The 21,863-nt window shown below is 59.1% G+C and carries 20 protein-coding genes; 11 read left to right on the top strand and 9 right to left on the bottom strand.

All coding sequences use genetic code 11. The features are described 5' to 3' along the window. Positions 1-88 precede the first annotated feature (88 nt). Genes HMPREF3053_RS05550 through holA form a run of 3 tightly spaced genes read left to right on the top strand, consistent with a single transcriptional unit; the run spans position 89 to position 3,874 of the window. A complete protein-coding gene (locus HMPREF3053_RS05550) occupies positions 89-859 on the top strand; it encodes a ComEA family DNA-binding protein (protein WP_242451371.1) in 771 nt (256 codons plus the stop codon). After that, positions 843-2,819, top strand: coding sequence for a ComEC/Rec2 family competence protein (locus HMPREF3053_RS05545; protein ID WP_070546423.1), 1,977 nt, complete (start codon positions 843-845; stop codon positions 2,817-2,819). The genes HMPREF3053_RS05550 and HMPREF3053_RS05545 overlap by 17 nt, the downstream gene beginning before the upstream one ends. Next, the gene (gene holA, locus HMPREF3053_RS05540; protein ID WP_005511539.1) at positions 2,816-3,874 is read left to right on the top strand and encodes a DNA polymerase III subunit delta; all 1,059 of its coding nucleotides are present in this window, start codon (positions 2,816-2,818) and stop codon (positions 3,872-3,874) included. Before HMPREF3053_RS05545 ends, holA begins: the two co-directional genes overlap by 4 nt. Before the next feature lie 257 nt (positions 3,875-4,131). On the opposite strand, the gene rpsT is transcribed toward holA, so the two are convergent. Then, a complete protein-coding gene (gene rpsT / locus HMPREF3053_RS05535; RefSeq protein WP_016422323.1) occupies positions 4,132-4,398 on the bottom strand; it encodes a 30S ribosomal protein S20 in 267 nt (88 codons plus the stop codon). A gap of 273 nt (positions 4,399-4,671) precedes the next feature. Continuing rightward, positions 4,672-5,286, bottom strand: coding sequence for a type II toxin-antitoxin system PemK/MazF family toxin (locus HMPREF3053_RS05530; RefSeq protein ID WP_070767401.1), 615 nt, complete (start codon positions 5,284-5,286; stop codon positions 4,672-4,674). A gap of 162 nt (positions 5,287-5,448) precedes the next feature. Between HMPREF3053_RS05530 and lepA the strand changes: the two genes are divergently transcribed. The 6 genes from lepA (at position 5,449) to HMPREF3053_RS05500 (ending at position 12,733) form a co-directional block, all read left to right on the top strand. Continuing rightward, on the top strand, positions 5,449-7,296 hold the full coding sequence (lepA, locus tag HMPREF3053_RS05525; protein ID WP_070429490.1) for a translation elongation factor 4: 1,848 nt from the start codon (positions 5,449-5,451) through the stop codon (positions 7,294-7,296). Positions 7,297-7,308: 12 nt separating this feature from the next. Beyond that, positions 7,309-8,325 (top strand): ankyrin repeat domain-containing protein, encoded by a 1,017-nt coding sequence (locus tag HMPREF3053_RS05520; protein ID WP_070767400.1) that lies wholly within the window; start codon positions 7,309-7,311, stop codon positions 8,323-8,325. A gap of 91 nt (positions 8,326-8,416) precedes the next feature. Beyond that, positions 8,417-10,000: a cation:proton antiporter family protein gene (locus tag HMPREF3053_RS05515; protein WP_070429489.1), complete on the top strand. Its 1,584-nt coding sequence runs from the start codon at positions 8,417-8,419 to the stop codon at positions 9,998-10,000. 128 nt (positions 10,001-10,128) lie between these two features. Beyond that, on the top strand, positions 10,129-11,064 hold the full coding sequence (locus HMPREF3053_RS05510; RefSeq protein WP_246819380.1) for a hypothetical protein: 936 nt from the start codon (positions 10,129-10,131) through the stop codon (positions 11,062-11,064). Positions 11,065-11,113: 49 nt separating this feature from the next. Further along, positions 11,114-11,686: a histidine phosphatase family protein gene (locus tag HMPREF3053_RS05505; RefSeq protein ID WP_005511515.1), complete on the top strand. Its 573-nt coding sequence runs from the start codon at positions 11,114-11,116 to the stop codon at positions 11,684-11,686. A gap of 81 nt (positions 11,687-11,767) precedes the next feature. After that, positions 11,768-12,733, top strand: a complete 966-nt coding sequence (locus HMPREF3053_RS05500) for an ADP-ribosylglycohydrolase family protein (protein WP_083317220.1) — start codon at positions 11,768-11,770, stop codon at positions 12,731-12,733. Positions 12,734-12,894: 161 nt separating this feature from the next. Here HMPREF3053_RS05500 and HMPREF3053_RS05495 read toward each other — a convergent pair whose 3' ends face one another. After that, a complete protein-coding gene (locus HMPREF3053_RS05495) occupies positions 12,895-13,980 on the bottom strand; it encodes a lipoate--protein ligase family protein (protein WP_070429487.1) in 1,086 nt (361 codons plus the stop codon). 8 nt (positions 13,981-13,988) lie between these two features. Between HMPREF3053_RS05495 and HMPREF3053_RS05490 the strand changes: the two genes are divergently transcribed. Continuing rightward, the gene (locus tag HMPREF3053_RS05490; RefSeq protein WP_070429486.1) at positions 13,989-14,633 is read left to right on the top strand and encodes a cation efflux transmembrane domain-containing protein; all 645 of its coding nucleotides are present in this window, start codon (positions 13,989-13,991) and stop codon (positions 14,631-14,633) included. A 55-nt stretch (positions 14,634-14,688) separates the two neighbouring features. Here the strand turns inward: HMPREF3053_RS05490 and nagB are convergent, their stop codons facing one another. The 4 genes from nagB to HMPREF3053_RS05470 all read right to left on the bottom strand — a co-directional run bounded on the left by nagB (position 14,689) and on the right by HMPREF3053_RS05470 (position 18,693). After that, on the bottom strand, positions 14,689-15,474 hold the full coding sequence (gene nagB / locus HMPREF3053_RS05485; RefSeq protein ID WP_070429485.1) for a glucosamine-6-phosphate deaminase: 786 nt from the start codon (positions 15,472-15,474) through the stop codon (positions 14,689-14,691). A 161-nt stretch (positions 15,475-15,635) separates the two neighbouring features. Further along, positions 15,636-15,947 (bottom strand): hypothetical protein, encoded by a 312-nt coding sequence (locus HMPREF3053_RS05480; RefSeq protein ID WP_070767398.1) that lies wholly within the window; start codon positions 15,945-15,947, stop codon positions 15,636-15,638. An 89-nt stretch (positions 15,948-16,036) separates the two neighbouring features. Beyond that, complete coding sequence (locus HMPREF3053_RS05475) at positions 16,037-16,825, bottom strand: MerR family transcriptional regulator (protein WP_070603325.1); 789 nt, start codon at positions 16,823-16,825, stop codon at positions 16,037-16,039. Positions 16,826-16,932: 107 nt separating this feature from the next. Next, a complete protein-coding gene (locus HMPREF3053_RS05470; RefSeq protein WP_070767397.1) occupies positions 16,933-18,693 on the bottom strand; it encodes an ABC-ATPase domain-containing protein in 1,761 nt (586 codons plus the stop codon). A gap of 142 nt (positions 18,694-18,835) precedes the next feature. Here HMPREF3053_RS05470 and HMPREF3053_RS05465 point away from each other — a divergent pair, with 142 nt between their 5' ends. Next, positions 18,836-20,155, top strand: a complete 1,320-nt coding sequence (locus HMPREF3053_RS05465) for an MFS transporter (protein WP_246819379.1) — start codon at positions 18,836-18,838, stop codon at positions 20,153-20,155. A gap of 4 nt (positions 20,156-20,159) precedes the next feature. On the opposite strand, the gene HMPREF3053_RS05460 is transcribed toward HMPREF3053_RS05465, so the two are convergent. Continuing rightward, positions 20,160-21,194, bottom strand: a complete 1,035-nt coding sequence (locus HMPREF3053_RS05460) for an NADP-dependent oxidoreductase (protein WP_210400041.1) — start codon at positions 21,192-21,194, stop codon at positions 20,160-20,162. Positions 21,195-21,253: 59 nt separating this feature from the next. Then, positions 21,254-21,850: an HD domain-containing protein gene (locus tag HMPREF3053_RS05455; RefSeq protein ID WP_049172644.1), complete on the bottom strand. Its 597-nt coding sequence runs from the start codon at positions 21,848-21,850 to the stop codon at positions 21,254-21,256. Positions 21,851-21,863 lie beyond the last annotated feature (13 nt).

Below are 21,863 nucleotides of genomic sequence, written 5' to 3'. Positions count from 1 at the left end.
TCCACAGGTCATTTTTTATCCACAGATGACGCCTTGATGAGTGCTTTCGTCAAGGTGGGGTGTGGTGCGGGGCGCTAGGGTGCGCATCGTGACGAATTTGCGGAATCGGCTGGCGGACTATCTGGAACCGATTGATCAAGACAAGCGCATGGCGGTGGACTTTTCCACGCGCCGGGCGGTGGTGACGCCGCGGGTGGCGATGGCTGCGTGCCTTGTGATTGCGGTGTTGGCTGTTGGAGCAATCGCTGCGGTGGTGTGGCCGTCGACGCCGCAGGTGGAGATGCCTGCGGTGCAGGACGCGGCTGTCGCGGGGACGACACCGGAGACGACCGAAACCCCAGCGGAGGCGCCTGGCGGTCCGGGGCAGGAGACTAACGCTCAGGCACAGGTGGGGCCGTTGATTGTGTCGGTGGTGGGGTTGGTTGTGAATCCTGGCGTGGTGGAGGTGCCAGTGGGTGCGCGGGTGGTGGAGGCAATTGAGCGTGCGGGTGGGCTTTTGCCGGAGGCTAATCCTGCCAGCGTGAACCTGGCGGCACCGTTGGTAGATGGTCAACAGATTGTGGTCGGGACAGAGGCGCTGCCAGCAGGGACGGCGGAGGGCGGTTCCGATGTTTCTGGCGGTTCTGGCGCCGGTGCTGCAGGCGGGGCTGACCCGGGTGGCTCTGACGGAAAGATCAACATCAACACCGCCACTGCTACGCAGCTGGAGGAATTGCCCGGAATTGGACCCGCAACAGCGACCAAAATCATTGACTTTCGTGAAAAGAACGGGCCTTTTGCGAGTATCGACGCACTTGAGGAGGTACCGGGAATCGGCCCGGCGAAGGTAGAGGCTCTGCGCGATGCCACCACCGTCTGACCTGCGCGCTCGTGCTGGGCTCGATGTGCGGCTAGTGCCAGCAGCGGTGTTGGCGTGGGCGACTGCGGTGGCGGTGATCATGCGCCCAGAATGGGCGATAGTTGTGGTACCGAGCTCAATCGCGACTGCGGTGGCGTTGCCGTGGGCGTGGCAGCGTTGGTCGTGGCGATGGGGCAGAGGTGCGGTGACCTCCGGCTGGCGAGCAATCGCCACTATCGTGGTGCCAGCTGTGGCGGTGGCCAGCGTTGCGGTGGCCACGCGAATCCGCATAGCGCAAGCCCGAGCCCATGAGCTCTATGAGGACATTGGTGGGATGGCGAAAGTGCAATTGCGCCTCGTCACCGAGCCGAAAGCAACCGAGTTTGGGGCCAGTGCGAAGGCCCGCATCGAAGGTCTTCCGGGGCAGGTGACGGCTTTCGGCGACGAGTCACTGTTGGCTATCACGAGAGACACCGTAATTGAATCCACAGCCGGTATACGTGTGGCCAGCAAGCCCTGCATTAGTGGTATCCAGCTGAATCTGCGCGGTGATGTTGAGGTCATCGCGCCACCACAGGGGCTGGCAGCTGACGTGAGGCAGCAGCTCTTTGACTCGGCGCAGAATCTCCCCGTTGGTCCCGACCGCCTGATTCCCGCCATGGCCATCGGCGATGAGCGCGGCTTTAGCCTCACCGATGGCGATGTGATGACTGCTTCTGGGCTTTCACATCTATCAGCGGTCTCTGGAGCGAACGTTGCGCTTGTTGTCGGGGCTGTTGTAGCCGTGTTTTCGTGGGCTGGACCGCGGGTGCGCGTCGCAGTCGCCGCGCTTGCCCTGTATGGCTTTGTGGCAATTGTGGGTACAGAACCGTCAGTGCTACGCGCGGTGGTCACCGGCTGCATTGGGCTGTTGGCGATTCTTGTAGGACGAGCTGGCCAGGCCATCGCGGCGCTGTCGGCTGGCATTATTGGGTTGATTCTCCTGGCTCCAGACCTATCGGTATCAGTGGGCTTCGCCCTCTCGGTCGCAGCCACCGCCGGGTTAGTCCTTCTTGCCGAGCCCCTTGCCAGACGCCTGTCCGCCACCACCGTTATGGGTACCTGGCCCGCCCCAGTAGTCCGCGCCGTCGCCGTATCGATTGCCGCACACGTGGTCACCATGCCCGTGTTGGCGCTCCTTATCGGCGAAATTAGTCACGTCTCACTGCTCGCCAATCTCCTCGCCGCGCCCGCCGTCGCACCGGTTACTATCGCTGGTTCGCTCGCTGCCGTTGCCGCCGCACTGCATCTCAATTGGCTGGTCAGTGCGCTGCTCTGGTGCGCCGCGCCGTGCGCATGGTGGATTCATCAGGTCGCACGCCTCGCTGCGGGAATCGTCGCGCCCGCCACTGGGACGGTCACGTTGGTCATCTCCTGCACGCTCACGTTCGCATGCTTGACGGCGCTCTGGGCGTGGCCCCGTCTTGCGCTCCGCGCTGGTTGCTTCGCAGTGGTACTTGCCGTCTGTAGTTACGCGGTTATTTGGGTGTTCGGGCTGGACATTGCGCGTGCCCCACAGGGGTGGAAGGTTGCGGCCTGTGCGGAGAAGAACCAGGTTGTTCTCATTCACGCGGAGGCTGTCGGAGAACCCGCCAACCATGTGGCATCGGTTGGTTACCCTGCACCGACCTCGCTCAGCCGGCAGTGCCGAATTGCACTCGGACTCACCGAGGAAGAGGCGGGGTACGTCCAGGTGCTCGATGACACCACCAATAACCCCACGACAGAAACCGTGGCGGTGGAGTCCCCGTCGTACATCGCTGAATCCGTGAGCGGCCAACCGTCCCAATCAGGCCGCTCACCCCAGTGGTTTATCGCTCGCGAGTGTGGTCCGCGCGTGCGAGAAACCGTAATGACACCCGAGCAGATTCCTGTGGTGTGCCCGCAGCGAGATGGGCCGCAAGCCCTGTATTCCAATGGTGAAGTCTGGCGAGGAAGGTGAAATCCGGGCTGTCCCGTAGGCTAGAAACAACAGTCGCAGGAATTAACGCGGAAAAGAGGTCGGGATTGAGCGCCGTCGCACCCGTGAATTTGATTGTGGGCAAAGAGGAGCTGCTGAAAGACCGCGCCCGCCTCGCCATTGTCGCTGCCGTCCGCGCGCAGGCAGCAACGGAGTCCGATCCGGGTGGACGCTCGGTGCCTGTGACCACCATCCGCGCAGGGGACATGACCACTGTCGATGCCGTGGAGCTCTTCAGCCCTTCGTTGTTTGGAGATGACCGGATCGTGGTTGTCACCGACTGCCAAGACGCCGGCAAAGAGCCTGCCAAGCTGTTGATGGATTCGGTTAAGGATCCCGCGCCGGGCATCACGTTGATTCTCCTTCACAGCGGTGAGGGGCGTCAGAAAAAGATGGTCGCTGACCTGCGCAAGTTGGGGGTCCGCTTTTTCGAAGCTCAACCGCTCAAGCGAAACGACTTGCCCGGTTTTGTTGGCGAAGAGTTCGCCTCACACGGGGTTAAGGTGCGTCGCGACGTCATCGATACCGTCCTGGATGCGGTCGGTTCAGACCTCCGCGAACTGGCGACCGCCATTTCCCAGCTGTGTGCGGATACAGCGGGCAAGGTCACCTCGGAAGCAGTGCGCACCTACTACGGTGCTTCGGCGGAGGTCTCGGGCTTTGAGATTGCCGAGCTCGCACTGCGCGGTCGGGGCGGGGAAGCGTTGGCCAAGATGCGCCGTGCCTTGCAGCTGGGAATGGCACCGGCACTGCTGTCGGCTGCAATCACGGGAATGGTTGGTGATGTAGCTCGGCTCCACGGTGCACGTGGTGTCAATGCGCGTAGAGATGCCCACCGCTATGGCATGCCGCCGTGGAAGTTGGAGAAAACTCAGCGGTTGGCATCTGCCTGGTCAACCCCGGCGGTTGCTCGCGCTGTGGTTGTCGCGGCACAGCTGGATGCAGACACCAAGGGAGCCTCATCGACGCCGGAACTATCGCTGGAACAGTCGGTGCTTCGTATCGCGGAGCTGGCCCATTCGTCCCATCGGCGTTAAAATTTCCGGGCTGCAAATGTGAAACTGTGTGAGTTTATGACACTTTCAAGCCATTTTTCGGGCCATTTTTGTCATAAACGTAGTCAGTAACTCGCATCGCCCCACCGCCGCCAGCCATAAACGCAGCCACTAACTCGCGTTGGGGTTAAATAATAAAAACCGCCTCCCGCCACATCCGAAATGAAATCGGAAAATAGCAGGAAGCGGTTAATTTCACGGCACAAGCGCCACAAGAACGGCACAGCGCCAAAAGGGAATTAGCCCTCCAGCTTGTTGAAAGCCTTAGCCATACCGGACTTCTTGTTAGCCGCAGTGTTGCGGTGGAAGACGCCCTTGGTGACAGCCTTGTCCAGCTTGCGGGAAGCAACGCGCAGCTGAGCCTCAGCAGCAGCCTTGTCGCCAGCCTCAACAGCAGCCTGGAACTTGCGGATCTCGGTGCGGACTGCAGAGCGGATAGCCTGGTTACGCAGGCGAGCCTTCTCGTTGGTCTTGTTGCGCTTGATCTGGGACTTGATGTTTGCCATCGTGAATACCTCTTGTATCCGTAGTAGTTGGAATTGCTACCGCCCGCCACCAAGAAAACTCCTGATCACAGTGCAAATTTCGGGGTCGAACCTCTGCTGGTTAAAACTCTTTAACCAGCGAGTTAAAACCACCCACTGCGCTTATGCGACGATGAAAACGCGAACCCAAGGTCCTGTCCGCGCTCGCCGCAAAGGAACGCAACGGTAAACAACTTGCAGAATCTTAGCAAACAGCGCTGCCTAATACCAGCCGCTGCCTAGTTCCAGCTGCGGCTAATTCCAGCCATAGTCACCGCGCAACCGGGCGGCGATGAGCTCGAAGCGCCTGCGGGGCATCATTGCGCCTGCGCGGCGAATACCCGATTCTGGAATGAGCAAGATACGGTCCATGCGAACCCACGATGGCTTGGGGTCTTCATTCCAGAACCCACTACCGATAAACAGCCACTCCGGGTGCTCACTGTGCTCGGTGCGTGTGGAAATCAGCATGCCCAGAAGATACTGGTCGTGGCGACCAACCACGACCACAGCGCGCTCACGCAAAGCGGCATTTTCACCTTCGAGCTGCAGCGGAATCCACACCACTTCGCCGGGGTCGGCCTGGCCATCCATGTCAGGGCTGTAGACAATTGTGCGGGCCAGTTCTGCGGTTGGGCGCGCGATGGTCACCGAATCTCGCAGTCGAAGTAGAGCCTCCTTGGACTCGTCGGAAAGCGAGGTGTCCTGAGCGAGCCCAAGTTGCGTGTTGAGCTTAAACAGTGCCTCATCGAGGGTGTCGGGGCCGCGGAACCACTCGGTACCGGCGAAAAGACGCGCGCTGATGCGATTGCGCAGGCGGCGCGGCCAGCTTTCGCGGTCATTTTGATCGGTGGACGAAGTGGAGCTCATGGAATCTAAGTCTAGAGGTTTAGTGCGGAGGGAATCGATAGGTAAGATTGTGCGTGATTGTATTTAAGCCCGGCTGGTCGGTTTTCGAGGCCGGCGCATATGGGTCGGCCAACGCCGCGCCCCAATGCCCATAACGTCTTTATTTTTCGGAGTAGACCCAACGTGACCAAGAATTTTGCGGAGCAGACTTTTACGGACCCCTCACGGATTCGAAATTTCTGCATTATTGCGCACATTGACCACGGTAAGTCCACCCTGGCGGACCGAATTCTGCAGCTCTCGGGCGTTGTTGAAGCACGCGATATGCGCGATCAGTACCTCGACAACATGGATATTGAGCGCGAGCGCGGCATCACCATTAAGGCTCAGAACGTGCGCCTGCCGTGGGTTCCGCGCACCGGCGAGCACGCGGGCGAAGAGATTGTCCTGCATCTGATTGATACGCCTGGTCACGTCGACTTCACCTACGAAGTCTCGCGTGCGCTAGAGGCGTGTGAAGGCGCGATTCTGCTTGTCGACGCTGCTCAGGGCATCGAAGCGCAGACGCTGGCCAACCTGTACCTGGCCATGGAAAACGACCTGGAGATCATTCCGGTTCTGAACAAGATTGACCTGCCGGCCGCGGATCCGGATAAGTACGCGGAGGAAATCGCGCACATCATCGGCTGTGAGCCGGAGGATGTCATGCGTGTGTCGGGCAAGACCGGTGAGGGCGTTGCGGAAATGCTCGACCGAGTCTGTGAGCTCGTCCCGGCACCGGTCGGCGATCCGGAGGCACCTGCTCGTGCGCTGATTTTTGACTCGGTCTACGACACCTACCGTGGTGTGGTCACGTACATCCGTGTTGTTGATGGGCAGCTCAAGCCGCGTGAAGTCATTCAGATGATGTCCACCGGAACTAAGCACGAGCTGTTGGAAATCGGCATCGTCTCGCCGCAGCCGAAGAAGTGTAAGGGCCTCGGCGTCGGCGAGGTCGGTTACCTCATCACCGGTGTGAAGGACGTCCGTCAGTCCAAGGTCGGTGACACCGTCACGCTGAACGCCACACCGGCGGAGGAGCCGCTGGAAGGCTACGCAGAGCCAAAGCCGATGGTCTACTCCGGTCTGTTCCCAATCTCTCAGCAGGACTATCCTGACCTGCGTGATGCGTTGGAAAAGCTCCAGCTTAACGACGCTTCGTTGACATTCGAACCTGAGACTTCGGTGGCCCTCGGATTCGGTTTCCGCGGGGGCTTCCTGGGCCTGTTGCACATGGAGATCACCCGCGCCCGACTGGAGCGCGAGTTCGACCTGGATCTCATTTCGACGGCCCCGAACGTTGTCTACCGCGTGGTCACTGAGGATGGCACCGAGGTCACTGTTCACAATCCGAGTGACTGGCCGGAGGGGAAGCTCCGCGAGATTTACGAGCCGATGGTTAAGTGCACCATCGTCGTGCCAAGCGAGTTCGTTGGCCCCACCATGGAGCTGTGCCAGCAGAAGCGCGGTGAGATGGGTGGTATGGACTACCTGTCTGAGGACCGCGTGGAACTGCGCTACAAGATGCCGCTGGGCGAGATTATCTTCGACTTCTTCGACATGCTGAAGTCCCGCACCAGGGGTTATGCTTCGCTGAACTACGAAGACGCCGGCGAGCAGATTGCGGATCTGGTCAAGGTGGACATCCTCTTGCAGGGCGAGGCCGTCGATGCGTTCTCCGCTATCGTCCACCGCGACAACGCGCAGTGGTACGGCAACAAGATGACCAAGAAGCTGCGTGAGCTAATCCCTCGCCAGCAGTTCGAGGTCCCAGTTCAGGCCGCAATCGGTTCGAAGATTATCGCCCGCGAGAACATCCGTGCACTGCGCAAGGACGTCCTTGCTAAGTGCTACGGCGGTGACATCTCCCGTAAGCGCAAGCTGCTGGAGAAGCAGAAGGCCGGTAAGAAGCGCATGAAGAACATCGGTTCGGTCTCGGTGCCGCAGGAGGCATTCGTGGCTGCGCTGTCCACCGATGAGGGCGGTAAGTAAAGGGGAAACTGCATGCCACGGAAGCGGAAGAAACTGGTCGAGGACTTCGAAGAGCTGCTCGAAGCCGGTGACATGGATGCGCTGAAGGCCGTCTATGACGCTTGCGCACTCAACGCAGTTTTCGGATACAGCAAGGACACTGCACTAGCGCTCCGTGGCACCCCGCCGGAGCTCATGCGCTGGCTAATCGACCAGGGAATCGACGTCAACACCGAGAACCGCTTCGGTAAAACCGCCCTGGCAGAGCACGCAAGCCGGGGCGATACCGACAAGATGAAAGTCCTGCTCGAATGCGGTGCTGACATCGAAGCTGGCAAACACTGGCCTCTATTCCAGGCAGCGAAGAGCCATCAGCCCAAGGCCATTGCGTTGCTGTTGGAAAATGGCGCTGACCTTCACCGCGAGAACCGCCTCGGTCACGGCCGGACAGCGTTCAAAGAGGCCGTCGCTACCGCCGATATCGATTCCCTCAGTCGAGTCCTAGCGAGTATCGAGGTGCTCCTGGACGCGGGTTCGGAAATCGACGACGAAGCTCGCGAAGAGTTCACTAAGTTCGGTCGCCGCTACAACCGCCTGTCAGACAAGCAGCGCGACAAGTACCAGCCAGTCATGGATCGACTATATGAGCGCATCGGTGCTGACCGCCCGCAGGAAATCACGCCTCACGACGGCCACAGCGACATTATTGTCCCCGCAGACAAGTCGATCAACGGCCAGTTCCGATACCTCTGGAACTACCTGGTGCCGGGTGGTGGCCCAGCCGCGACTGTGCAGGGCGAAGTTATCCGCATCGTGGGCCGGCTCGGGTACGAAGCGCTGGAGATAGGCTACGTCAACTGGGACGAAGACTATGCCAAGATGATCGACTTCTGGCTGGAGACGGTTGGGGCCGCCGAGGATGCCATGGCCGTCGTAAAGCAGCGCAAAGCTGGTGAGGCGGACATTGATGCGCTGACGGAGGCGACAATCGAGTGGGTTACAGAGCACCCGCAGCCGATTGCGTTGGGCGAGGTCCCGTACCGGCGCTAACTCCCAAGAAGCTAACCCCGGTTTGGTGTTAAAAATCTGTTAATGGTTAGCCACTGCATCAATCGGTAGTGTCAGCTGATATCTTTGATGGGTGGAATCCGTATACCTAACAGCAATACTGTTTTCGATTATCGGCGGACTCGGTGCGTCGTTGCTTCGGCTGCCGCCGCTGATTGGTTTCCTTGGGGCCGGTTTTGCCGTTCATGCAATGGGGCTTGAGGAAATCCCGTTCATTGATTCGCTGGCCGAGCTTGGTGTTACCACCTTGCTGTTCACAATCGGTCTGAAGCTAAATCCGAAGGATATCGTGGCGCCACGAGTGGTCTTTTCGGGGCTTGGCCACGCGTTTTTAAACACGGTAGTTTTTGCCGTGCTGTTCGGTGTCGCCAGTTTCTTGCCGCTGCGTGAGCTCACGGGACTGTCGGTGACCGCGCTAATTTACATCGGCATCGCGACTTCATTTTCGTCGACGGTGTTTGTGATGAGCCACTTGGAGGAGCAGAACCGCGGTGCTTCGGCCATCGGACGTATCGCGATTGGTGTACTCATTCTGCAGGACATCATTGCGGTCGGCGTGCTGGTGGCATCGTCGGGTAAGACCCCGGAGCTGTGGGCGCTGGCGCTGCCACTATTGTTCTTCATTCGCCCGCTGGCGGCGCGGCTTCCCAACCGCATGTTCCGCACTGAGCTGCTGGTTCTCACCGGTATTGGTATTGCAGTGGCTTCTTACTCGGCTTTCGAACTGGCAGGGCTCTCTGGCTCGCTGGGGTCCCTGGTCGCCGGTATTCTGCTGTCTTCGCACCCAATTTCTGACCGTCTGTCGGAAGCACTGATTAGTATTCGTGAGCTACTGCTGGTCGCGTTCTTTATCGAGATTGGTCTCGGTGGTCTGCCAAGCGCGGGCGGCTACGTCATCGCTGCGATTATGGTGCTGTTCCTGGTGCTCAAGGCCACTATCTTCATCTGGATTCTCAAGCGCATGGGACTGTCGCTGCGCACGAGTGCGCTGGCGGGGCTGACGTTGAGTAACTACTCGGAGTTCGGCCTAATTGTGATGGCGGCGGCGACGCAACAGGACATTCTGCCGGAAGAATGGACCTCGATTATGGCAGTCGCCGTGGCGGGTAGCTTCATTGCCAGCTCGCTGATGGCCCCGCACGAAGACAAGATTGTCAGCTTCCTGCAGAAGTTCGTCCCAGAAACCCCAGAGGACCGCCTGGTGCCAGAAGAGGCAAAGGTCATTATTGATAGCGCCGATGCTCTCATCATGGGTATGGGGCGAGTCGGCGTTGGTGTCTACGGCAGGTTGGTCAACGAGTACGGCATGAACGTCTTCGGTGTTGATTTCGACGAGGATCGCATCGAAGAGCTGCGCGAGCAGGGCTACCAGGTCATCCCAGGCGATGTGACAGACCCAGAGCTCTGGCACCACATCGAGCTGGAGAAGAAACCAGCGCTGTACGTGTTGGCGCTGTCTGAGCACGCTGAGACCTACGCGATGATTCAGAACATCCGTAAGCAGGACACCGAAGCCGTGGTTGCTACCACCACTAAGGTGCAGAGGTTTAAGGATCAGCTTCTCAACGTTGGTGCCGACATGGCCGTCTACCTCTACGACGGTGCTGGCGAGGAGCTCGCCGACCGTGCAGTGGAGACGCTTAAGCAGCGGTCTTAGTCGCATCCGTTAAATACGGCAAACAACAAGCCAGCCGATTCGTTCGGCGATAAGCTGATTTCATGTCAGTCACCCAAAACCAGATGCCCGCGAGTCCTATTCGATCCAGTCGCAGTGCGATGTTTCGGATGACCGCGGGCCTTGCTGTTGTCATGCTCGGAACTCTCGTCGGCTGCTCATCTTCAGATTCCGAAGATGCCGCCGCATCACAAAGCAACAATGATCAGAGTGAGGTACAGTCGCAATCGACGTCGGCAAGCGAGGGCGATAATCCGAAGATGCCGTCGCCGACGAAGGGGACAAGCGTCGACAGCATCGGATTTGATGAAAGCGCCTACCAGAAAATTGACGTTCAGCGGTTTAGCCAGAACGGAATCAAGGCGTTCTACGTCACGCTAGACGGGAAAAAGAGCGAGTGTTTCTACTCAGACGGCGCGGTGACGTGCATCGGTAAGGCTGATTCGTCGATTCCCGACGTGGAGGTTCCGCCGTTCCCACCACAGTCGCCGGGCGCAATCATGCTGAATACTTCAGGTGCCGCGTACACGCTCGTCGAAGGGGTACCGCCGGCTCAGGAAGAGCTTGACGACGGCCAATGGACGAGCTTCGGCACCGCTGCGTGTGCGAAGACGGATGCGAACAAGCTGGTGTGCCAGTCGGATAACGCGGCCTTTACCATCGAAGGCAAGGACAAGAATATTCGCACCTCCGGCAAGGTTTTCGATTCCGCCGAGGAACTCATGGCCCAGGGGAGTGAGCCGGCGAGGGGCTACAGTCAGGGCACGGATGCACTTGTTCAGGGGCCGATGATGTGCGGTGCCATGGAGGGCCATCGTCTGACGGAAGTGGTCAAGGGTGAGATGACCTGCGCTGAGGCCATGGATGTGTTGGATCGGTACGACGCAATCAAGGACACTGAGGGCGGTGGCAACACCCTGACCGCTCAAGTAGGGGACTGGACCTGTAGCTCTCCGACGGCGGCGAGGTCTGAGGAGTTGGGAGCGGTAACGGTGTGTGAGGACCCGGAGCATGGCTTGGAAGTCCGTGACCCCGTGATGGGCTAGCAGGGTTACCGCGGCTAACAGCATTTTCAAATAAGCCTAAGCTGGAACTATGACTGATTTATATCTCGTGCGGCACGGTGAAACTGAGTGGTCGCGCACTGGGCAGCACACATCGGTAACTGATCTTCCGCTGACTGACAACGGTCGGGAAGAAGCCAAGGCCCTCAACGGCTGGCTGGATCCGAAGGACTTTGGGCTAGTGCTGGCATCACCCCGTCAGCGCGCCCAGGAGACCGCTCGATTGGCGGGGTTCCACGACTTCGAGGTCGAAGAGGATCTCGCGGAATGGTTCTATGGCGACTACGAGGGGATTACCTCGAAGGAAGTGCAAAAGACCGTTCCCGATTGGCAGATTTGGACTCACGGTGTGCCCAATGGCGAAACCGCGGAGGAAGTCCGTGAGCGAGTTGAGCGAGTGGTGAAAAGGGTGCGTGAATCGGGCGAAGACAAGGCGATTCTGTTCGCCCACGGTCACTCGCTGCGTGCGCTCACCACAGCCTGGTTGGAACTGCCCATTGCACTTGGCCAGTCCTTCCCATTGAATACCGCATCCCTGTCCGTGCTCGGTCGCTACCATGATCGGCCTGCGGTTCTGCGTTGGAATCTCTCGCGGGGGCTGTAGCAGCGTTGTAGCCGGTCCTCGGTGAATTCGCCGATGCCATTCAAGCCGCCGACACCATTCAAGCTCTGTAGGAGACACTCCGTGATTCACAATTCCGATGCCTTCGCCCGCGTCCTCGATCGTGCCCGCGGCGTGCTCTATGGCCAGGTCATCGGCGATAATCTCGGGGCGCTAGGGGAGTTTTGCAGTGCCGAGGTTATTGCACAGCGCTACCCACACGGTGTTCGGGAGCTCGCCGATGGCGGAACCCACAATATCGCCGCCGGTCAGCCCACCGATGATTCCGAAATGGCGCTGGCGCTGGGACGCTCACTGGTGCGCTGCGAAGGCTACGATGCCGCTGATGTCCATGAGTCCTATGTGCGCTGGGCGAATTCCGACGCCTTCGATATGGGAGAGGCCACTACGGCGGCGCTGTTACGACACGCACCGAACCCGAACTCCCAGGCCAACGGCGCGCTCATGCGCATCTCACCGCTGGCTATCGCGTACTGGCGCAACCCCGCACGCGCTGGCGAACTCGCACGCAAGGACGCCGCCATCACACACCCGCACCCAGTGTGCATCGACGCCAACTCACGTTACGCATCCGCGCTTGCCGACGTCATCAGCGGCGGCCTCCACCAGCCGCGTCGCGGCATTGGCCTAAGCGGGCTAATGGAATGGCTGGCCTCCCAGAGCACGCAGTGGGAAGCCGAGTGGCAGGCCAGCGGTGCAGTGTTGGACAGCGGCGAGCCGGATTTCTCTGTGCATCAGGGCTGGCTGCGCTTTGCGCTCTGGGCACTGCAGGAAGAACTGCGCCGGGTAGAAGACAACACCACAACCTTTGAGGACTCGCTAGTCCGAGTCATTGGCCGTGGTGGCGACACCGATACCAACGCAGCCATCGTTGGTGCTTTTCTCGGTGGTGTCTTTGGTGCTTCTGCTATTCCGCAGCGGTGGCGTGACGTGATTGATTCCTGCTCGCCGAAGCGAAACCGGCCTGCGGAGTATCACCCGAATGATGTTGCGGAGTTGGCGGAGAAACTGGTGGGCATGGAGAGCTAATATTCGGCGACGCACTCACTAATGAGTGGACGTATCGTCAGATTTCTTTCCACTTGACGCCGTTTCTTCTCGTCGTCCACGCCGAGTCTCCTTGGTTTACTTTTTATCCAGTTAACTCTCTTTCCCGAAGATTTTCTTCATTTAGATAGTTGGCGTGGGCATTAGGGGACTCGGTGAGTCCAGCCCTCCGTGCCGTATTTGGTGTCAATAAGATGCTGCGCCGCAGCGAAGTCCTCATCGGAAAGCGATGCCTCGGCGGCACCGTAGCGGTTGATGAATGTCTGCTTCATCGTGTCAATGACTTCCGCGCGGCTGGCACCGGTCTGGCGACGGAGCGGATCGACGCGCTTCTTCGCGCTGCGCAGGCCCTTATCGGCAATCTTGGCCTTGCCAATGCGCAGGACTTCCATCATTTTGTCAGCGTCGATGTCATAACTCATGGTGACGTGGTGAAGCACTGTTGAGCCACGGCGCTTCTGTGCGGCACCACCAATCTTGCCGCCATCGGAGGTGATGTCATTGATGGGGACATACCACGCATTGACCCCGAGCTGCGCAAGTGCAGCGATGACCCAGCGGTCGAGGAATTCATAGGATTCGACGTAGCTAAGACCAGCGACCAGCTTCTCTGGTACATAGATCGAGTAGGTGACGCAGTTGCCGCCCTCCATGAACATCGCGCCACCGCCGGAGAGACGACGCACCACTTGCACATCGTGCTTCTCTACACCCTCGGGCTCGAGTTCGTTGACATAAGACTGATATGAACCGATCACAGTGGCACGATCATCCCAATCCCAGAAACGCAGAGTCGGTCCGCGCTGCCCGGAATTGACTTGATCAAGAAGGACCTCGTCGAGCGCAACATTCATCACCGTCGGCAGGACACCCGGCTGCAAAACCTCCCACTCCAAATCAGTGAAGTCGACGGCCTGTGTCAGTGCACGTCGAACGACTTGCGCAATGATGTGGGTATCAAAACCGTGCAGTCGCACCTCGCGGCCAGACTGATCCTCAAAATCCTTCAGCGCCGCATCGAGGCGAGCCTGCAGGCGCTCTGTATTGTCCTCGGCAGGTGCACCGAGGAGCGCGTCATTAATGATGTCGTAGGCTTCATCGGGTTCGAGGAAAAAGTCGCCCGAAATGCTTATCGACGAAATAGTGTCGCCTGTGGTCTCGCAGTCGGCGACAACCAATTTGCCGCCGGGAACCTTCATCTCTGAGTGGAATTTCTGTGCGGAGGTCATAGGTTTCGATGGTACTCGCGGCGGGCGTTACGATATCCCCCGTGTTTACCTCATCGACTTTGGATCACCGCGCCCGCAAAATTGTCGCGTGGGTAGCGGGCTTGAATCTTCTCGGATTCTTCGTTGAATTAATTGTCGCCTCGATTATTGGCTCCGCAGCCCTGTTTGCTGACGCTGCGGACTTTCTTGAAGATTTCCTCATCAACCTGCTGGTTCTCACCGCATTGGGTTGGTCGCTGGCGAGCCGTCGTAAAGCGAGCTTCGGCCTCGCCGGATTGATCCTGATTCCGGCAATCGCGGCGTTCGGCACTGCCATCTGGAAGATGATCAGCGGTGAGCCGCCAGAGCCGCTAACACTGTCGGTGACGGCGATTATCGCGATGGTTATCAACCTGGTTTGCGCGATTTTGCTGATGAACCTGCGCAAGGCCGACAGTGCGCTTATGCGGGGCGCATGGTTGGCGGCGCGTAACGACGTCCTGGCGAACCTGCTCATTCTCGCCGCCGGAGTGGTCACCATTTTCTGGTTCAGCGCATGGCCGGACATCGTCGTGGGACTTGTCATCGGCGTCATCAACCTGACGGCCGCGAAGGAAGTTTACGAGCAGGCGCGTGCCGAAGACCCCGAGCTAGAGATGGATGATGACGACTAGCGCTGGCTAGTCCGGGGGGAGCGAAGGTTGGGAAGGGGCCGGGGAGGGCCGGGGCCTACTTCCACATATCCTTCTGCCACTGCGGCTTATGAGCGTAGGTGAACTCGTAGTATTCCTTGTTCTTCAGCTCACTGGCTGCAGCTTGGTCAATCACAACCGTGGCTCGCGGGTGCAGCTGCAACACGGAAGCCGGCATGGAAGCGCTCAGTGGGCCCTCGATGGAGGCGGCAATAGCGTGCGCCTTTGCGGTGCCGGTGGCCAGCAGCAGGAGGTGCCCCGCACGTGAAATGGTGCCAAGCCCTTGGGTGACCACGTGGTACGGCACGTCTTCTGCAGAGTCGAAGAACCGGGCGTTATCCAGCACGGTCTGCGGGTGCAGCGTCTTAATGCGAGTCAGAGAGCCAAAAGAGCTGGCGGGCTCGTTAAAACCAACATGCCCATTGGTGCCGATGCCCAGCAACTGAATGTCAATGCCGCCGGCCTCGATAATCTTTCGCTCGTAATCCTCGCAGGCCGCGCCGATATCGTCCGCGAGGCCATCGGGAATATGGACCCTCGCCGGGTCAACATCCACGTGATCGGAAAACTCATTGTGAATCACGTGGTAGTAGCTCTGCTCATGCTCGATCGGCAGGCCCACGTACTCGTCGAGTGCGAAGAAACTGCAGTCTTTGAAGGTGACTTCACCAGCCCGATGGCGACGAATCAGTTCCCGATACGTCGCAAGCGGGGTCGATCCTGTTGCTACACCGAGGTTTCCACCTTTGTTGGCGTAGTGAGCGAGGTAGTCCGAAGCGATGCTCGCGATTTCGGCCTCAGAATCGACGATGATGATTTCCATGGTGGAACACTCCTGAAAACGAGGGCTCTTGGCAGAAATTGCAAAAGGTGCGAGACAGAGTACCAGTGACTCCACAACGCTAAGTGCTATAGCCCTATTCAGATGAGGTTAATCTGCCATGGGGTTAGACCCGTAATTGAGCCCTGTTTTTCCTGCGTAGGCTACTTCACCCAGAAGTTGCCGTCTCCGTCCTTGTAGATGATGTCGCCAGCGTGAGCGACCTGGGTGTCATTAACCTGAAGCTCAACCAAATCCAGCGTTTCGACGATTGGTTCAATGTAGACACCACCGTTAAACCAAACCTTGAAAGCATCTGCCGAAGTTGAAGAACCGGAGAAACGGTGTTCTTCATACTTGTGCACTGGTGCAAAGGGGCAGCCAATAGCCTGTGCGACAGCCGGAGAGGCAGCAACAGCGCCCAGCACAGTAGCGGCACCGATGGCGACAGCGGCGAAAGAGCGAGAGAATTTCATGAGTCAATTCTAAGCGGATTCAGGCCCGGGTGGAAAGGCCTGGATGAACGGCTGCCGCCCGCCGCCTAGCGTCACCCGCCACCTGCCACTTACCGCCACTCGGCAGTAGCCGGGTCAATGCCTTCCTTACGAGCCTGAGCTTCAATCAGCTCCAGCAGGTAGCCAGCATTGCCGCGGTAGTACCGATCAAACCGGGAATCAGCGACGTACATGCGAGCCAGCAGAATCTGCTTTTCTCGGCCAGCCTCGTAGAAGCGGGTAATAGTGGCTAAGTGACGGTCAACTAGCTCGGCCGCCTCGGTGGAGCCTGGCTCGACGTGGCGCTCGGCGGCGTCGGCAAGCGCATCGGCAAAATCCTTAGCCTCTGCTTCAAGCTCGGCCCAGTCGCTGTCCTTCATCTTTTCCTGAGCCTGCTGAGACTGCTCCCACTCAGTAGTGTCGCCCCAGCGCTCCTCAGCTTCGGCTTCGAGTTTCTGCCAGTCACGGCCCAAAAGCTCTGCCTTCGTCTTTGCTTCCATCGTGTGTCCTTCCTCAATCAGTTTGTCCAAAGACTGCACCATGTGGTGCAGGTCAGCGATCTTTTCGGTGAGAACAGTTCGCTGTGCGAGCAAACGATCTTTTCGACTTCTCGGGGAGGAATCGCCGTGGATGAACTCCTCGATAGTCTTCAACGGCACACCAGCGGCGCGGTAGACCAGAATCTCCAGCGCGGTGTCGATGTCCTCGTCGGTGTAGAGGCGGTAGTCGGACCACGTGCGATACTGCGGGCTGAGTAGTCCGATGGCGTCCCAATGTCGCAGCGTGCGCGTGGTAACGCCCAGGAGTTCGGCCGTTTCACCGATGGTGTACTCGTTGTCGTTGTTGCTCACGGGAATCATCTTTCTGTTTGACGTCGCGTCAAGGTCAAGCCCTGACGCCGAAATCAATTGAGGAAGTTAGCCGCGGCAGCCGCAGGGGCGGGGCTGGTCCACGAACCTTCGAGCCGCTACCGCAAGAGCCGAAGCCTGTTGATTGCCGCCGCAACCTCCTGGAAACGCGGTTCCGCGAGATGACCAGAGTTGGTGGACGCAGCTGTCGCATCGAAGAGCGAATGACAAAAGTTGTCGTATTCGCGCTGGATCAGCTCGGTGAGGTCAGTACGCCCATCGAGCTGCTTGACGACGGCCCCCAGAATTCGGGCAATGGCTTCTGTTTGGGAGGAATCCATCAATTGGCCGACAGCACGCAAGTCAAGATTGTCCTTGCCCACCTGAATCAGCTCGAGACCACGCGCACGCGGTGGCTTAGGTGGTTTCGAGCCTCGGCCACGACCACCGCGACCACCGCGACCACCGTGTCCACCACGGCCACCGTGACCGCCACGTCCGCGGCTCTCGCCGGCGGGGAAGTCAGCCTGCAGAAAACGCTCACCGATCTGCGCAAAAGCAGGCGAAGGCTCGGCCGGAGTAGCCGATTCGCGGAGCTCACGGGCGCGCTTGGTGACGTCGTAAGGCGTGTACGCATCCATAGCAATCACGGTGTCCGCGACATCGATGAATGCACCAGAACCACCAGCGACGATGACCGTGGAGATTCCGTGGTTTTCCCAGAGCTCGCGGACCCGTGCGACCAGTGGAGTAATCGGCTCCCGGTCATCGGGGATGAGGCGGCGCATGCGCTCATCGCGAATCATGAAGTTGGTCGCGGAAGTGTCCTCATCGATGAGCAGCACTCGCGCACCGGAACCCAGCGCCTCCATCAGACCAGCAGCTTGGGACGTCGACCCCGATGCGTTCGCCGTGGAAAACCGGGTCGTGTCATCACCGGAGGGAAGGCCGTTGATAAACGGCGAGATATCCACACCAGTGATGGCTCGGCCGTCCTCGGCACGCAGCGCAACCGCAGTCTCGTCGGCGACTACAAACTCGCGGCCATCGCCAGCGACATGGTTATAAACACCCGTGACCAGGGAAGACAACAACGTGGACTTGCCGTGATAACCGCCACCAACAATCAACGTCACGCCCCGCGGAATACCCATGCCGTGCACGGTTTTGCCCGACGGCAGCTGAAAACTGTGCTGCAGCGATTCCGGCGAGGTAAACGCAGTCGCGCCGGGCTTCGGAAGCTGGCTATTGCCCGCCTGACGAGGCAACACCGCACTGTCTGCCACAAACCCAATCAGGTCCGCGTCCGCCACTGCACGGCGCAAAAAGAGCTGGTCATACTCCAATTCCGCGGCTGCCTCGAGCGCATCGATGGGTGCGTTCACGATGGCGTCGTCAAGCGCGTCAAACAGATCCTCACAGATCAAGCGCGCCGCCTCACGCCCGAGAATGCGTCGGCCGCGGGCGGGCAGTTGGATTTCTAGGCTGATCTGTAGGGCATCGCCATGCTTATCGACGTCGTGCGCATCCGCACGGAGCTCAGCGACAGCTGCTCGGCGCAAGACCTGCTGACCTGGAGAATCAATGAATAGCCCGCGACCATACTTCTTCAAAGCGCGCACGAGACGGCGGTTCAGCAAATCGAGCTCCGCCGTGCTGAACCTGCCGGGCTGTGACCGGGAGGCGCCGCGATAGTCCAGTACGGACAGCGGAATATGGACGCGTGCCCGTGATGCCGGGGCATAGGGGTCGGATTGGACCTTGTCGATAAACAGCGTCGCGTCCAGATCCGGCAGGTCGTGGGAGCCACGCAAAGATTTGTATGCACCGTAGCTCTTGCCATCGAGGTTGGAGAGACGCCGATAAAGGTCAGCGGGCATATTTCTACTTTCGTTGAAGCTGTTAGATGTTCTTCCCGCGAGTGTAGTGGCTGAGGGGACAAGCGCGATTCGGTCTTTGACTGGCCTGGGCAGACAGCCACGTGCGGTAGCGCCGTTGCTACAGGCAGGTAGCGTAAAAGGTATGACTGATAGCTCGGAAGCTGCCAAACCCGCAGGGGAGAACCCAGAGTCGGTGCAAAAACACGCCAGCGCCAACGCCAAGCGCTACGTTTGGGCGCACGGTTTGCAGAATATCGGCGATCAAATCGTTGCGGCAAAGACGCTGTTGCCATGGTTACTTCATTCGGCTGGAGCGCCGGGCTTCTTCATCGCCATGCTTGTGCCGGTGCGTGAGTCTGGTTCGATGCTGCCGCAGGCAGCGCTGACACCGTGGGTAAAGTCTCGCCCGCGCCGCACAACCGTCTGGATCGCTGGTGCTTTGGGGCAAGCCATCGCGGCGGTGCTGATTGGTCTGGCGGCATTGTTCCTGGAAGGCACCGCGCTCGGCGTCGCTGTCATCATTGCACTTGCAGGCTTTGCGACGGCACGAGCCCTGTGCTCGATGGCCTCGAAGGATGTTCAGGGACGCACGATTCCGAAGGGGCAGCGCGGGCAGATCAGCGGCCGAGCTGCGATGTTGGGCGGTGTCGCCGCAATTATCGTTGGTGCGGTGTTGTGGATCATCCGCGACAACGTCACCAAACCAATCGTGGCGGGGCTCATCTTTGTTGCGGCGCTGTCGTGGGTGGCAGCGGTTTTGATCTTCCGCGGAATTGTCGAGCCCACCAATGAAGATGACAAGGACGAGCCGAATAAAACCTGGTGGCAGGACACCTGGCGGCTCTTTGCAGAGGATAAAAACTTCCGTGACTTCGTGATTGTCCGTAGCTTGTTGCTGGTCACAGCACTATCCACGTCGTTCATCGTCACGCTAAGTGCACAGGTGGGTGCTGACCTGGAAGCCTCTGACGGTAGTGGCGGGGGAGTGAGCGCAAACGTCGGCATCTTCATGCTCGCCGCCGGGTTCGCGTCGCTCATTGGCGGAAAAGTCGCCGGAATCTGGTCTGATAAATCCTCGAAGAAGGTCCTGACCTACTCTTCGCTGGTCGGTTCGATTGTGCTTTTCCTGCTGGTCGCCAGTTCACACTGGCTTTCCACCAGCACCAATGCCTGGATATTCCCACTCGGCTTCTTCGCAATGTCGGTCGTCCACGCCGGTGTTCGCGTGGCTCGGTCGACCTATGTCGTTGACATGGCAGAAGGAGACAAGCGCACCGAGTACGTCGGAGCGGCCAACACCATCATGGGCGTTGTCCTGCTCATCGTCGGTGCGTTGTCAGGTGTTATCGCTAGCTTCGGTCCCGCGGCAGCTTTGATCTTCCTGGCGCTGATGGGATTGGTTGGTGTCGCGATGTCCAGCAGGCTGAAGGAAGTCTCGGCTCCGCGCAGGGCAGTTCTTTAGTTCGTTAGAACTCTACGACCATCTTGCCGGTGTTGCCTCCGCTAAACAGCTCGAGGAATGCAGCTGGCATGTTCTCGATACCGTGGCGAGTGGTGACATCGTAAGCGACCTTACCGCTGACGACCAGCGGAGCCATTCGCTCCTGGAATTCACCTGCCAGGTGCAGGTACTTGCCCAATACGAAGCCGCGCAACGTAATGCACTTGCCAATGGCCAGAGCTAGGTTGCGTGGTCCGGTCGGAGCTCCGGTGTTGTTGTACTGGGAGATTGCGCCACACATAGCGACACGGCCAAAGGTGCGCATCGCGCCGATGGCTGCCTCCAGGTGGTCTCCACCAACGTTGTCGAAGTAGAAGTCAATGCCCTCTGGTGCCGCCTTTGCTAGCTGCTCTGCAACCGGGCCGTCGTTGTAGTTAAAAGCGGCATCAAAGCCGAGTTCGAGCAGGCGCTTAACCTTCTCGTCCGAGCCGGCGGAGCCAATGACGCGGGAAGCGCCCATCTGCTTGGCGAACTGACCAGCAGCCGAGCCAACTGCGCCAGCAGCGCCAGAGATAAAGACGACGTCGCCTTCCTTCATCTCTCCGACGGCACTCAGACCAACGTAAGCAGTAAGGCCAGTAAGACCAAGGATGCCCAGGTAGGCAGCAGCTGGAGCAACGTTGAGGTCAACCGGAGTTGCTTCGGAATCGGCAATAACAGCGTTGGTCTGCCAGCCGTAAGAGTGGCGGACAGCGTCGCCAACCTGGAACTTATCCGACTTGGACGCAAGGACGGTGCCTACAGCACCGCCAGTCATTGGCTGGTCGAGCTGGAATGGTGGGATGTACGACTTGGTGTCGTTCATGCGGCCGCGCATATAGGGATCAACGGTAGCGACCGAGTTGGCTACCAAAATGTCGCCGTCGTTAAGCTCAGGCAAATCGACGGTCTCGAGGCGGAAATTCTCGTCAGTTGGCAGGCCGGTCGGGCGAGACGCTAAAACCCATTGCTGAGTGGTGGTGGGCAGATTAGTCGTGGACGATGCATCGGTGGAAGTCACTATTATTCTCCTGTTGCGCGTTCCCGGATTTATTGTCGGTTTAATTGTTGACTCGCAGGTTACGCCTCTTGTACCCAGGAATCGAGGCGCTCAATAAGAACGCCCAGGTCCGCTAGCAAAGGCAAGTCGGGCAGTCGTTCGGCAATCACGTTGCGGACGCTTGTGTACCACCACAGTTGCTGGCTCGGAGTTGAACGAAAGCGTTCCCACAGAGCGTGGCCATCGCGGTCTAAATCCTCCAGAGTCTGGCTGAGATTGTGGAACTTATCCGCAGCGGCCACGATGACAGATTCCTCGCTGCCATGAGAAAGCTGCTCCAGGTAGGCATCGGCACGCTCCTGCCACGAGGGCAGGGAAGAGTCTTTGGTGACGCCCTCGACGATCTCAACCACCCGAGGCCCGAACTCATCTTCCATCTCGGCACGTGAGTAGTTCTCCGGCACGTCTTCCAAAATGTCGTGGAAGAGGGCTGCCAACAGCACGTCTTCGTCGTTAGTCACGCTCGCCGCAATCAACATCACCGACATCGGATGGCTGATATAGGGAACGCCAGAGCCCTTTCGGTAGTGCCCATCGTGCGCGCGAGAGGCGATAGCGATGCCGCGCATGAGCCTGTCGCTAGGGCGTGCCGAAGCAAAGGTGTCAGCGTTTTCCATGGGTATCCCGACC

This window comes from Corynebacterium sp. HMSC064E07 (assembly GCF_001815745.1).
GTDB lineage: Bacteria > Actinomycetota > Actinomycetes > Mycobacteriales > Mycobacteriaceae > Corynebacterium > Corynebacterium jeikeium_D.
Note: the sequence above shows the minus strand (reverse complement) of the source record. Positions and strands in the feature narration are given on the sequence as shown.

Excerpts from the sequence above, each read along its gene's own strand:
- HMPREF3053_RS05470 (WP_070767397.1), bottom strand. The coding sequence starts at position 18,693 with ATGCCCGCTGACCTTTATCGGCGTCTCTCCAACCTCGATGGCAAGAGC.
- HMPREF3053_RS05490 (WP_070429486.1), top strand. The coding sequence starts at position 13,989 with ATGGTACTCGCGGCGGGCGTTACGATATCCCCCGTGTTTACCTCATCG.
- HMPREF3053_RS05520 (WP_070767400.1), top strand. The coding sequence starts at position 7,309 with ATGCCACGGAAGCGGAAGAAACTGGTCGAGGACTTCGAAGAGCTGCTC.
- HMPREF3053_RS05475 (WP_070603325.1), bottom strand. The coding sequence starts at position 16,825 with ATGATTCCCGTGAGCAACAACGACAACGAGTACACCATCGGTGAAACG.
- HMPREF3053_RS05505 (WP_005511515.1), top strand. The coding sequence starts at position 11,114 with ATGACTGATTTATATCTCGTGCGGCACGGTGAAACTGAGTGGTCGCGC.
- rpsT (WP_016422323.1), bottom strand. The coding sequence starts at position 4,398 with ATGGCAAACATCAAGTCCCAGATCAAGCGCAACAAGACCAACGAGAAG.
- HMPREF3053_RS05545 (WP_070546423.1), top strand. The coding sequence starts at position 843 with ATGCCACCACCGTCTGACCTGCGCGCTCGTGCTGGGCTCGATGTGCGG.
- HMPREF3053_RS05480 (WP_070767398.1), bottom strand. The coding sequence starts at position 15,947 with ATGAAATTCTCTCGCTCTTTCGCCGCTGTCGCCATCGGTGCCGCTACT.
- HMPREF3053_RS05510 (WP_246819380.1), top strand. The coding sequence starts at position 10,129 with ATGACCGCGGGCCTTGCTGTTGTCATGCTCGGAACTCTCGTCGGCTGC.
- HMPREF3053_RS05465 (WP_246819379.1), top strand. The coding sequence starts at position 18,836 with ATGACTGATAGCTCGGAAGCTGCCAAACCCGCAGGGGAGAACCCAGAG.
- HMPREF3053_RS05530 (WP_070767401.1), bottom strand. The coding sequence starts at position 5,286 with ATGAGCTCCACTTCGTCCACCGATCAAAATGACCGCGAAAGCTGGCCG.
- nagB (WP_070429485.1), bottom strand. The coding sequence starts at position 15,474 with ATGGAAATCATCATCGTCGATTCTGAGGCCGAAATCGCGAGCATCGCT.
- HMPREF3053_RS05455 (WP_049172644.1), bottom strand. The coding sequence starts at position 21,850 with ATGGAAAACGCTGACACCTTTGCTTCGGCACGCCCTAGCGACAGGCTC.
- HMPREF3053_RS05495 (WP_070429487.1), bottom strand. The coding sequence starts at position 13,980 with ATGACCTCCGCACAGAAATTCCACTCAGAGATGAAGGTTCCCGGCGGC.